Origin of the sequence: Erwinia sp. S38 (genome assembly GCF_016624545.1) — a bacterium.
GTDB lineage: Bacteria > Pseudomonadota > Gammaproteobacteria > Enterobacterales > Enterobacteriaceae > Erwinia > Erwinia coffeiphila.
The window spans coordinates 285,454-297,064 of record NZ_JACVTS010000005.1 but is presented as its reverse complement, the minus strand read 5'-3'; the positions used below and the strand labels follow the sequence as shown (position 1 = coordinate 297,064).

At 53.7% G+C, this 11,611-nt stretch carries 15 protein-coding genes and 1 rRNA gene; 9 read left to right on the top strand and 7 right to left on the bottom strand.

The genetic code is table 11. From position 1 onward, the window contains the following. Positions 1–456 (bottom strand): 16S ribosomal RNA (locus IBT46_RS08525); the annotation flags it as partial. Between the two features lie 411 nt (positions 457–867). After that, positions 868–1,428, bottom strand: coding sequence for a D-glycero-beta-D-manno-heptose 1,7-bisphosphate 7-phosphatase (gene gmhB, locus IBT46_RS08520; RefSeq protein WP_105595473.1), 561 nt, complete (start codon positions 1,426–1,428; stop codon positions 868–870). Positions 1,429–1,622: 194 nt separating this feature from the next. On the opposite strand from gmhB, the gene metN reads away from it, so the two are divergent. The 7 genes from metN to proS all read left to right on the top strand — a co-directional run bounded on the left by metN (position 1,623) and on the right by proS (position 7,824). Next, positions 1,623–2,654: a methionine ABC transporter ATP-binding protein MetN gene (metN, locus tag IBT46_RS08515; protein ID WP_200545320.1), complete on the top strand. Its 1,032-nt coding sequence runs from the start codon at positions 1,623–1,625 to the stop codon at positions 2,652–2,654. Beyond that, positions 2,647–3,300: a methionine ABC transporter permease MetI gene (locus IBT46_RS08510; protein WP_105595471.1), complete on the top strand. Its 654-nt coding sequence runs from the start codon at positions 2,647–2,649 to the stop codon at positions 3,298–3,300. The genes metN and IBT46_RS08510 overlap by 8 nt, the downstream gene beginning before the upstream one ends. 35 nt (positions 3,301–3,335) lie before the next feature. Further along, positions 3,336–4,151 (top strand): MetQ/NlpA family lipoprotein, encoded by an 816-nt coding sequence (locus IBT46_RS08505; protein ID WP_200545319.1) that lies wholly within the window; start codon positions 3,336–3,338, stop codon positions 4,149–4,151. A 139-nt stretch (positions 4,152–4,290) separates the two neighbouring features. Then, the gene (gene rcsF / locus IBT46_RS08500) at positions 4,291–4,692 is read left to right on the top strand and encodes an Rcs stress response system protein RcsF (RefSeq protein ID WP_200545318.1); all 402 of its coding nucleotides are present in this window, start codon (positions 4,291–4,293) and stop codon (positions 4,690–4,692) included. A gap of 209 nt (positions 4,693–4,901) precedes the next feature. Then, on the top strand, positions 4,902–5,306 hold the full coding sequence (gene rcsF / locus IBT46_RS08495) for an Rcs stress response system protein RcsF (protein WP_200545317.1): 405 nt from the start codon (positions 4,902–4,904) through the stop codon (positions 5,304–5,306). Continuing rightward, positions 5,307–6,014: a tRNA (N6-threonylcarbamoyladenosine(37)-N6)-methyltransferase TrmO gene (gene tsaA, locus IBT46_RS08490; RefSeq protein WP_200545316.1), complete on the top strand. Its 708-nt coding sequence runs from the start codon at positions 5,307–5,309 to the stop codon at positions 6,012–6,014. Positions 6,015–6,105: 91 nt separating this feature from the next. Then, the gene (proS, locus tag IBT46_RS08485) at positions 6,106–7,824 is read left to right on the top strand and encodes a proline--tRNA ligase (protein ID WP_200545315.1); all 1,719 of its coding nucleotides are present in this window, start codon (positions 6,106–6,108) and stop codon (positions 7,822–7,824) included. Positions 7,825–7,895: 71 nt separating this feature from the next. Here the strand turns inward: proS and IBT46_RS08480 are convergent, their stop codons facing one another. Genes IBT46_RS08480 through IBT46_RS08470 form a run of 3 tightly spaced genes read right to left on the bottom strand, consistent with a single transcriptional unit; the run spans position 7,896 to position 9,316 of the window. Next, on the bottom strand, positions 7,896–8,309 hold the full coding sequence (locus tag IBT46_RS08480; protein ID WP_105595465.1) for a copper resistance protein NlpE N-terminal domain-containing protein: 414 nt from the start codon (positions 8,307–8,309) through the stop codon (positions 7,896–7,898). Positions 8,310–8,348: 39 nt separating this feature from the next. After that, the gene (gene arfB, locus IBT46_RS08475) at positions 8,349–8,765 is read right to left on the bottom strand and encodes an alternative ribosome rescue aminoacyl-tRNA hydrolase ArfB (RefSeq protein WP_200545314.1); all 417 of its coding nucleotides are present in this window, start codon (positions 8,763–8,765) and stop codon (positions 8,349–8,351) included. After that, the gene (locus IBT46_RS08470) at positions 8,762–9,316 is read right to left on the bottom strand and encodes a YaeQ family protein (protein WP_105595463.1); all 555 of its coding nucleotides are present in this window, start codon (positions 9,314–9,316) and stop codon (positions 8,762–8,764) included. Before IBT46_RS08470 ends, arfB begins: the two co-directional genes overlap by 4 nt. A gap of 130 nt (positions 9,317–9,446) precedes the next feature. Here IBT46_RS08470 and IBT46_RS08465 point away from each other — a divergent pair, with 130 nt between their 5' ends. Together IBT46_RS08465 and rof are read left to right on the top strand one after the other, a co-directional pair. Beyond that, positions 9,447–9,647: a YaeP family protein gene (locus IBT46_RS08465; RefSeq protein WP_105595462.1), complete on the top strand. Its 201-nt coding sequence runs from the start codon at positions 9,447–9,449 to the stop codon at positions 9,645–9,647. Then, entirely contained in the window at positions 9,634–9,897 is a 264-nt protein-coding gene (gene rof / locus IBT46_RS08460; protein ID WP_105595461.1) for a Rho-binding antiterminator, read from the top strand. Before IBT46_RS08465 ends, rof begins: the two co-directional genes overlap by 14 nt. 48 nt (positions 9,898–9,945) lie before the next feature. Here the strand turns inward: rof and IBT46_RS08455 are convergent, their stop codons facing one another. Then, a complete protein-coding gene (locus tag IBT46_RS08455; RefSeq protein ID WP_200545313.1) occupies positions 9,946–10,260 on the bottom strand; it encodes a cytochrome c in 315 nt (104 codons plus the stop codon). A 14-nt stretch (positions 10,261–10,274) separates the two neighbouring features. Further along, positions 10,275–11,576, bottom strand: coding sequence for a tRNA lysidine(34) synthetase TilS (tilS, locus tag IBT46_RS08450; protein WP_200545312.1), 1,302 nt, complete (start codon positions 11,574–11,576; stop codon positions 10,275–10,277). Positions 11,577–11,611 lie beyond the last annotated feature (35 nt).

The following is an 11,611-nucleotide window of genomic DNA, read 5'->3' as shown; positions in this document are numbered from 1 at the left end:
ATCGCCTTCCTCCCCGCTGAAAGTACTTTACAACCCGAAGGCCTTCTTCATACACGCGGCATGGCTGCATCAGGCTTGCGCCCATTGTGCAATATTCCCCACTGCTGCCTCCCGTAGGAGTCTGGACCGTGTCTCAGTTCCAGTGTGGCTGGTCATCCTCTCAGACCAGCTAGGGATCGTCGCCTAGGTGAGCCATTACCCCACCTACTAGCTAATCCCATCTGGGCACATCCGATGGTGTGAGGCCCGAAGGTCCCCCACTTTGGTCCGAAGACGTTATGCGGTATTAGCTACCGTTTCCAGTAGTTATCCCCCTCCATCGGGCAGTTTCCCAGACATTACTCACCCGTCCGCCACTCGTCACCCAAGAGCAAGCTCTCTGTGCTACCGTTCGACTTGCATGTGTTAGGCCTGCCGCCAGCGTTCAATCTGAGCCATGATCAAACTCTTCAATTAAAAGCTTGATTTGCTGAAACACGTTCAGCGATGCTCATCTGTAAAACGTCATAATGAATTTCATTATGTGTTCACTCGTGAGACTTGATATTTTTTACGTCCGGAGACGTTGATATCAATCCTGCGAGTGCCCACACAGATTGTCTGATAAATTGTTAAAGAGCAGTGCAGCAAGTCGCCGGAGCGTACTGCTGCGAGGTGGCGTATATTACGCTTTCCTCCTTCGGAGTCAACTTCTTTTTGAGAAGTTTTTTCCGGCGGTTCAGAGACTTCCCGAACCTCCTGAGTGGCTGACCTGTCAGTCGCTGTGCCGTCTCAGTGGTTGCGCATTATAGGGAGGCCGAGCGGGAACGCAAGCAGAAATATTAAGTTTTTATCTGCTTGCTGAAACTTCGCGCGAAACGCTGCTTTTTAGCCCTGTTTGATGCGCGCAGGCAGCTCTGCAAGGCTATTTAGCACCCAGTCTGCCGCTTTTTCACCCTCGGCGGTAACGGGCTTCCCGGTGCGAACCAGTACTTTTTTACCCACTCCAGCCGCCGCACCTGCCATCATGTCCTCTATTTTGTCGCCAACCATATAAGAAGCGGCCATATCAATGTGCAATTCCTGCTGTGCAGACAGCAGCATTCCCGGCTGCGGTTTACGGCAGTCACAGTTTTGACGAAGCTCTTCTACTACAGCTTCAGGATGATGTGGGCAGAAATAGATGCCATCGAGATCGACATCACGATCGGCGAGCGACCAGTCCATCCACTCGGTCAGGTGCATAAACTGATCTTCGGTAAACATACCGCGGGCGATACCAGACTGGTTGGTCACCAGCACCAGCGCGAAACCCATCTTCTTTAATTCGGCCATGGCTTCAATCACGCCATCGATAAACTCAAAGTTGTCGCTTTCTGAAACATAACCATGATCGATATTAATGGTGCCATCACGATCGAGAAAAATTGCCGGGACATTGGTAGCCACGTAGTCACTCCTGCTAAAAAATTTGCCATAGAGTATCTCACGATTGCCATAGAAGAGAGAATGCCAGTTTGAATGACTTCGATTGATTTAGACGTCTGGATGCCTTAACATCCAGTTGCGTTCTGCTTTACTGCTGAATGCATAAGTAAGAATGAACGCCACGGACAACCCCCATCACGATAATAAATAAAGCAATGATAAAACTTTCAAATATCACCAAAGTGTTCCAGCAGGGTTCACGTACGATTACAGCGCTGTCCGATGTCAGCCTGCACGTGCCTGCCGGGCAAATTTACGGGGTTATCGGTGCTTCTGGTGCCGGTAAAAGTACCCTTATTCGCTGTGTGAATCTGCTGGAGCGCCCGACCTCCGGTAAAGTGCTGGTCGATAATCAGGATCTCACCACGCTCTCATCAACACAGCTGACGCTGGCACGCCGCCAGATTGGCATGATCTTCCAGCATTTTAATCTGCTGAACTCCCGAACTGTTGCAGGCAACGTTGCGCTGCCGCTGGAGTTGGGCAATATGTCGAAAGCAGAAATAAAGAACCGCGTGGTTGAGTTGCTGGAACTGGTCGGCCTGGCCGATAAGTATGACTCCTGGCCTGCCAACCTTTCCGGCGGTCAGAAGCAACGTGTGGCAATTGCTCGCGCACTGGCCAGCAATCCAAAAGTTCTGCTGTGCGATGAGGCTACCAGCGCCCTCGATCCGGCAACCACGCGTTCAATTCTTGAATTGCTGAAGGATATTAACCGCCGCCTGGGTATCACCATCCTGCTAATCACTCATGAAATGGATGTGGTGAAACGCATCTGTGACTGCGTCGCGGTGATTAGTGACGGCAAGCTGATTGAACAGGATACGGTAAGCGAGGTCTTCTCCCATCCTAAGACGCCGCTGGCCCAACAGTTTATTCAGTCCACACTGCATCTGGATATTCCTGAAGATTACCTTCAGCGCCTGTCCCCTGAAGCCCGTGAGAATACCGTTCCTTTACTGCGTCTGGAATTTACCGGCCAGTCGGTAGATGCGCCACTGTTGTCTGAATCCGCCCGCCGTTTCAATGTGAACAACAACATTATCAGCGCGCAGATGGATTACGCAGGCGGCGTCAAGTTCGGCATTATGCTGGCCGAAATCCACGGTAGCGCCGACGATACCAAGGCCGCTATCGCGTTTCTGCAGCAAAATCACGTAAAGGTAGAGGTACTAGGTTATGTCTGAGGCAATGATGTGGTTAATGGGCCGCGGCATCTGGGAAACCCTTATGATGACCTTTGTCTCCGGCTTTTTCGGTTTTGTTATCGGTCTGCCGGTCGGCGTACTGCTGTATGTTACCCGCCCGGGACAGATTATCGCCAACGCAAAACTCTATCGCGTGCTGTCGGCGGTGGTTAACATCTTCCGCTCGATCCCTTTCATTATACTGCTGGTGTGGATGATTCCATTCACCCGAATGATTGTCGGAACTTCAATCGGTCTTCAGGCGGCGATTGTACCGTTGACCATTGGTGCGGCACCGTTTATTGCACGTATGGTGGAAAACACCCTGCTGGAGCTGCCAACCGGTCTGATTGAAGCCTCGCGCGCCATGGGCGCAACCCCGCTGCAAATCATCTGTAAGGTTCTGCTACCGGAAGCGCTGCCGGGTCTGGTGAATGCAGCTACTATTACTTTGATCACCCTGGTGGGTTACTCCGCAATGGGCGGTGCAGTGGGCGCAGGCGGCCTGGGACAGATTGGCTATCAGTATGGCTATATTGGTTATAACGCCACGGTGATGAATACCGTTTTAGTCCTGCTGGTTGTTCTGGTGTATTTGATTCAGTTTGGCGGCGATCGCATTGTTCGCGCGGTCACTCATAAGTAAACACAACAGTAATATTCGTTATTTAAGGAAGGGGCATGTCTTTTAATTTTAAAACGTTTGCTGCCGTAGGCGCACTTATCGGTACTCTGGCTCTGGTTGGCTGCGATCAGAAAGAGAAAGATCCAAACCACATCAAGGTGGGTGTGATTGTTGGTGCCGAGCAGCAGGTTGCTGAAGTGGCACAGAAAGTGGCGAAAGAGAAATATGGCCTGAACGTGGAGCTGGTGACGTTTAACGACTATGTACTGCCTAACGAAGCACTGAGCAAAGGCGATATTGACGTCAATGCCTTCCAGCATAAGCCATACCTCGATCAGCAGATCAAAGATCGTGGCTACAAACTGGTTTCCGTGGGTAACTCCTTCGTTTATCCGATTGCCGGCTATTCGAAAAAAATCAAATCACTGGATGAACTGCAGGAAGGCGCGCAGGTTGCCATTCCAAACGATCCAACCAACCTGGGTCGTTCACTGCTGCTGCTGCAGAAAGTGGGCCTGATTAAACTGAAAGATGGCGTTGGTCTGCTGCCAACCTCACTGGATGTTGTTGAGAACCCGAAAAACATCAAGCTGGTTGAGCTGGAAGCGCCACAGCTGCCGCGCTCCCTGGACGATCAGCAGATCGCACTGGCGGTGATTAACACGACCTACGCCAGCCAGATCGGCCTGACCCCGGCGAAAGACGGTATCTTCGTAGAAGATAAAAACTCCCCATACGTTAACCTGATCGTTGCGCGCGAAGATAATAAAGACGCAGAAAACGTGAAGAAATTCGTTCAGGCCTATCAGTCTGACGAAGTTAACGAAGCGGCTAACAAAACCTTTAACGGCGGCGCGGTTAAAGGCTGGTAATACCTTAATGCAGGCCGTGCCAGCGGCCTGCATGTTTTACGAATAAACGACTCTCGTTCTGCATATCCCGCTCTCCCCTTGTTATTTCTGCTACGGCTTGCTTCAATAACGCCACTTTTACCGAACATGAGGATTCCCCATGCGTGTTTTGCCGCTCTGTTTGCTGGCCCTGTCGCTGACAGGTTGTTCGCTGCTGCAGAAACCCTACCAGCCCATCACGCCAATCGAGAAACCAGCGCAAACGGAACCTGCTCGTGCTAAACCTACCGCTCATCCAGCTCCGGTAAAACTGTATACCGATGCGGCTGAACTGGTCAGCAAGCCTTTCCGCGATCTCGGAGAAGTGTACGGTGATGACTGCCAAAGCAGCACCCAGGACTCTCCACCGAATATTGCGACTGCACGCAAGCGCATGCAGGTCCGGGCTTCAGGCATGAAGGCCAATGCTGTACTGCTGCACAAGTGTGAAATTGTGAGTTCAGCACAGGGATGCTACCGCCAGGCGATTTGTCAGGGCTCGGCACTGAAAGTCTCCAATTAACAATCGTTATTGGTCCACTCAGCCAGAACCCTCAAGAATTTATTGCGATATTTCATCTCGCAACCTATGACAAAAAGTAAGAGCCAGGCCGTAAAATATCGCTAAAAACGAAGATTAAAATCATTATTTTTTAATTACTTAGTAAGATTGCGGGTTAATTATGGGGTTGTTATATTCAGCCCCCACAATTAACATAAAAGGGATTTTCCATGCGTCTTATTACATTTTGTTTGCTGGCTATGGCTCTGGCAGGTTGTACTGCACAGTCTCATAAAACTAAGCCGCTCCAGGCTGCAACACCCGTTCAGCACGCTACTCCAGCCAAAAAAATGCTGACCAACACCACCAGCCCGAGTATTGCTATTTATAACAGCGTTGAAGCGCTGAACGGTAAAGCGTTTCTTGCGCTAGGTGGCGTTTCAGGTGATGATTGCCAGATTCAAGCGAATGATTTCCCACCTAATCTGGTAAACGTTCGCCAGCAAATGCAAAAACGCGCTGCCGCACTGTCAGGTAATGCCCTGCTGATGCAAAGCTGCGAAGTATTGAGTGGCTTACCCGGTTGCTACCGCGAAGCCACATGTCAGGGTTCAGCCATAAGAGTCGCAGAGTAAATGTCGTCATTCTCCTTCCAGCAAATTGGTACTATTTATTCCCCCTGGAAGGAGAAATTTGCCGTTCCCAGACAGCCTGGTCTGATTGAGGACGGCGGTGGTGAACTGCGTCTTTTACCTCCCTATAACCAGCCGGAAGCGGTGAGAGGCCTTGAGACATTCAGCCATCTCTGGCTGCTGTTTATTTTCCATCAAACCATGGAAGGTGGCTGGCGCCCTACCGTACGACCACCGCGTCTGGGCGGTAATGCACGTATGGGCGTATTTGCTACCCGATCAACCTTTCGCCCTAATCCAGTCGGGATGTCCCTGGTTGAGCTGAAAGGTATCCGCTATGAACAGCAGCAGGTTATTCTGGAGCTGGGCAGCCTCGATCTGGTCGACGGCACGCCGATTGTCGATATCAAACCCTATTTGCCTTTTGCCGAAGCCCTGCCCGATGCGCGCGCGGGTTTTGCCCAACAGGCCCCCGCAGCAGATATGGCCGTTTTCTTTACTCCGGCAGCCCAGGAACAGTTGGCACAACATCTGTTTCGTTATCCACATCTTGAGCGTTTTATTTCTCAGGTGCTGGCACAGGACCCTCGGCCGGCCTACCGTAAAGGCGAAGAGCCGGATCGGGAATATGCTGCCTGGCTGCTGGATTTTAACGTGCGCTGGCGTGTCACCCTTGCGGGTACCGAAGTTATCGCTATCGACCCACGTTAATTTAGTCCGGCATCTTTTGACTCACCCGACACGCTGGTACACTAGCCGCCACGTTTTTTGACTCTCTTCCGTTCATATGGAATCGTAACTCATGCGTACTACTCAATACCTGCTCTCCACTCAAAAGGAGACACCTGCCGACGCTGAAGTGATCAGCCACCAGCTGATGCTGCGCGCCGGGATGATCCGCAAACTGGCATCCGGCCTTTATACCTGGTTACCGACCGGCCTGCGCGTGCTGAAAAAAGTTGAAAACATCGTGCGCGAAGAGATGAACAACGCCGGTGCCATTGAGATTTCGATGCCGGTTGTCCAGCCTGCCGATCTCTGGCAGGAGAGCGGCCGCTGGGAGCAGTACGGTCCGGAGCTGCTGCGCTTTGTCGATCGCGGCGATCGTCCTTTTGTACTCGGCCCAACGCATGAAGAAGTAGTTACCGACCTGATCCGCAACGAGCTGAGCTCCTACAAACAGCTGCCGCTGAATGTATTCCAGATCCAGACGAAATTCCGCGATGAAGTCCGCCCGCGCTTTGGCGTGATGCGTTCGCGCGAATTTATCATGAAAGACGCTTACTCATTCCACACCACGCAGGAATCGCTGCAGGAAACCTACGACGCGATGTATCGCGCTTACAGCCAGAGCTTCACCCGTATGGGACTGAACTTCCGTGCGGTTGATGCCGATACCGGTTCAATCGGCGGTAGCGCTTCCCACGAGTTCCAGGTGCTGGCACAAAGCGGTGAAGACGATGTGGTGTTCTCCACCGAGTCAGATTACGCGGCCAATATGGAAAAAGCGGAAGCGGTAGCACCAGCCGGTGGCCGTGCAGCACCCACTCAGGCCATGGCAGAGTTCGATACGCCAAATGCGAAAACCATCGCCGAGCTGGTTGAGCAGTTTAATCTGCCGGTTGAGAAAACCGTGAAAACGCTGATGGTGAAAGCGACAGAAGAGAGCGGCCACACGCTGGTTGCCCTGCTGGTTCGCGGCGACCACGAACTGAACGAAGTCAAAGCTGAGAAAATTGATATCGTTGCGGCACCCCTGACCTTCGCGACCGAAGAAGAAATCCGTACGCTGGTAAGCGCTGGCCCGGGTTCGCTCGGTCCTGTTGGCCTGCCAATGCCAATCGTCGCAGACCGTACCGTTGCCGCGATGAGCGACTTCAGCGCCGGTGCGAACATCGATCACAAACACTTCTCGGGTATTAACTGGGAGCGCGATTTGCCGCTGCCGCGCGTCGCGGATATCCGCAACGTCGTGGAAGGCGATGCCAGCCCGGACGGGAAAGGGACGCTGCAGATTAAGCGTGGTATCGAGGTGGGTCATATCTTCCAGCTCGGCACCAAATACTCGGAAGCGATGAAAGCTTCCGTACAGGGTGAAGATGGCCGTAACCAGATTATGACCATGGGCTGCTACGGTATCGGTATTACCCGCGTCGTGGCGGCGGCAATTGAGCAGAACCACGATGAACGCGGCATCATCTGGCCAGCCGCGCTGGCACCGTTCCAGGTCGCGATCCTGCCAATGAACATGCAGAAATCGTTCCGCGTGAAAGAGCTGGCGGAAGAGCTGTACAGCACGCTGCGTGCCAAAGGCGTTGATGTGATCCTTGACGACCGTAAAGAGCGTCCGGGTGTGATGTTTGCCGATATGGAACTGATTGGCGTGCCGCATACCATCGTGATTGGCGATCGTAATCTCGACAGCGAAGAAATTGAGTACAAATCCCGCCGCGAAGGTGAGAAGCGTATGATCAAAACCAACGAAATCGTTGAGTTCCTGGTTGCCGAACTGGCGAAGTAATTCACTGGTTTATTAACGAAAACGGCCATCGCTAATGCGGTGGCCGTTTTGTTTTAAGCGGAGAAAGACGCTTAGCTGGCGGGCTGTTGCGAACGGGCGGTTAAATGATAGCGCTGCTGATTACTCAGTGGCACGCCACGGACCGATAACACCTCAAGTCCCTCTTCCGTTGGGCGGAACAGCTGTTTCTCGCCGTTCATCGCCACCAGCGTTAACGTGTCTGCCGTGCGCGCCCACTTGCCGTATTGAGCAAACCGCATTCCATTGGCACCCGTTTCTCGCTGCTCCAGTACATAGCTGCCATCAGCGGCCAGGAAAAGCGAAGATTCGCTGTCGCGGCAGTTTTGCCCACAGGGCATTAGCCCGCTATAGCTCTGACGCATCGGCTCCAGTGCCGCGTACTGCTGCGCGGGCTGATGGTTATTACAGCCAATCAGCGTGGCAAGTACCAGTGCGGCACTGAAACTTAACAAAACCGTTTTCATCGCATCTCCTGCTGCCTGAATAAGTGGACCCACGGTCCGTTAGTCGCTTCGAACTTTGCCGCGAAGCGATTTGGTCGACGATTTACGCGCTTTACTCTCCAGCCTGCGCTTTTTAGATGCCAGCGTCGGGCGCGTACTGCGTCGAACCTTTTCAACAACCGTCAGCTCAAGGATTAAATTCTCCAGCCTTTTTAATGCTGCCTCACGGTTCATGTCCTGGCTGCGATACTCCTGCGCCTTGATAATCACGATGCCCTCAGGCGTAATCAAATGATGACTGACGGCCAGCATGCGCGACTGATAAAACTCGGGCAGGCTGGAAGCCCGGATATCAAAACGCAGATGAATGGCCGTAGAGCTTTTATTCACGTGTTGCCCACCCGCCCCCTGCGCGCGAATCGCAGTAATGTCGATTTCAGCGTCGGGAATGGTGACATTACGTGAAAGAATAATCATGGCTTCTTACCTGCATCCAACCACGTCTCAAACTGAATTTCAAGGTGGTGGGTATCATCAGATAGCCAGATTGTGCCATCCTGGATGGTTGCCTGTAACTGCATGGAACGGGATGCAAGCTGGGTAAGCGCGCTGAGCTGTTCATCGTTCAGGTAACGAATAGACAAATTATCCTGCTGCGCTAGTTTATTCTGGTTTTGCTGCCACCAGGGCTGTGCCGCACGCCAGTTATAGGCATACAGCCAGACGTGCTGCGAACGACTGCAGGCTTTTTTAATACGCCGTTCTTCGGGCAGCCCCAGCTCTACCCACAGGTCAATGCCGTTATGATCGTTAAGCTGCCAGATTTCCGGCTCATCCTCGGCGCTTAAGCCGCGGGTAAAGGTTAAACGTTCATGGGCATGAACCATCCACGCCAGCAGTCGTAGCATCAGACGCTCTTCGGTTTCAGACGGGTGACGCGCCAGCGTCAGTACCTGGTCAATAAATACATTGCGGTCCATATCCGCGACGTTAACCGTCGCTTTGTAAATCGTTGCTTTCAGTGCCATAGGTATCCTTATCTTCGTTACCGGTCATTGTAACCGATGGCGAAGCAATTCACCCGTACCCGGCTGATTTCCGATAAAAGCCTGTGCTATAGTCGATGTTAGTCAGAGAAACACTCTGAAGGAGGTGCAAGTGCAAAACTATTGTGAATTAGTTCGCCGTAAATATGCCGAGATCGGCAGTGGCGATCTGGGATACGTGCCGGATGCTCTGGCCTGCGTATTGAAAGCACTCGATGAAATAGCCGGGAATCCTGAGCTAAACTCTTCCATCAGGGAACAGGCAGCCTTTGCTGCCGCTAACTTATTGGTGAGCGACTATGTTGACGAATGAAGCCTACAAACCGATCAACTGTGATGACTACGACAGCCTGGAACTCGCCTGCCAAAAACACTGGACGCTGGCGCTGACGCTGAAGAGCGGCGAGCAGTTAAAAGCCAAAGCGAAAGACATTCTGTCGCGGAAAAACGTTGAGTACCTGACGGTGGAGATTGCCGGTGAAACCAGCGACCTCCGCCTCGATCATATTGCCAGTTTCAGCCATCCCGACCTCGGCACCGTCGTGGTCAGCGAGTCAGATTAACCCACACGTCAATCATAACAGGGGCGGAAACACCTCGCCCCTGCCCCGTCAGGGCTTCAGGCCCGCGTAGTACGCCGCTAAATCATCGATATCTTCATCACTGAGACCGGCAACAAACGCCTTCATCACCTCAGCCTGTCCGCCACTGCGGGCGCCAGTTTTATATGCGTGTAGCGCCAGTCCAAGATACGCCTCATTCTGCCCAGCCAGATTAGGGTAGATCGGCGCAGCGGCTTTACCGTCTGCACCATGGCAGGCCATACAGGCTGCGGATTTTTGCTGTCCGGCGCTGCTGTCACCCGCCGCAATAACCGGCAGGCTGGTTAACACAAACATCGCTGCCGTCAGGCTTTTTTTCAACATAGCACTCCCTGAATTCATTGTTGCCAGCGTATCCGCCAGGCGGTTTCCGCTGAAGATGGCGCCCCTTCATGGGTCACAAATACTCCCAGCGCGGCAATCAGCTGTTCACCATAAAACAGCAGCGGTATACGTTCACGCCGCCAGGGCGGAATACCGGCCTCCTGCCAGAGTTTTTTCAACGGGCGGCTGCCCGCACGGCCCACGATATGAAACGAGCCCCGCGCCTGAAATCGTACGCTGACCGTTTCCGATGACTGCGGCCGGCGCAGCAAAATCCCATCATCATCTACAGTCAGCTGCCCCAGCTCCGCCGGTAACGTCAACGGTAGCCAGGGTGCAGCCCAGTCGATCTGACGTTCGGCCAGCGGTTCAGATGGGCGTAACCACCACAGACGATCGCGAAAACGACGAACTTCAGAAACTCCAAGTCGCAGGCACGGCGTGGCATCTTCACGGCTCAGCACCACCTCCTGCCACAGCCGCTCCAGCCCTTCCCGCGAGGGCATCACACCGTTTTGCCGCGCAATCCAGCGCCGCAGCAGCGCAGCGCGGCGGACCGGGCTCATACTCAACAGCGGCGTAAAACCCAGGCTTCCGTCTTCGGCGATCAGCGCATCGAGCGACTCGGCCAGCAGCTCGTCAAGCAGCTGCTCCTGTTCGCCGCACAGTGCGGCGCTGCGGGCAGCTGCGGCAGAAAAGTGTGGCCAGCGTTCATTCAGTAACGGCAATATCTCCAAGCGCAGGAAGTTGCGGTCATAGCGCGTGTCCTGATTACTCTCATCTTCAATCCAACTGAGCCGATAGCGCGCGGCCCACGCCTCAAGCTGCTGACGACTGAAATCCAGCAGCGGGCGCAGATGCAGATTGTCACCGCGCATCTGCACCGGTGACATGGCCGCCAGGCCCGCCGGGCCGCTACCGCGTTTGAGCGCCAGCAGCAGGGTTTCACTCTGATCGTCCCGGTGTTGCGCGGTCAACAGCGTTTCCTTCGGATCGATGTGCTGAGCCAGCGCCTGATAGCGTGCGCTTCTCGCCGCCGACTCAATGCCCCCCTGCCGCACATCAACCGTCACCTTCACCACCTCCAGCGGCACCTGCCACTCCGCACACTGGCGGCGGCAATGTGCCACCCAGCCGTCCGCCAGCGGGCTAAGACCATGATGAACGTGTAGCGCCCGCAGTCGCAGCGTCGGCCACTGCTGGCGCAGCTGCACCAGCTGATGAAGCAGCACGGTTGAATCCAGACCGCCGCTGTAGGCCAGCAGTACGCGCTGCTCTGCCGTCAGTGAGCGTTCGAGATGAGCAAGATCTGACATGGTAATCCTAAAGAGAACACCCGGCGCGGTACGCC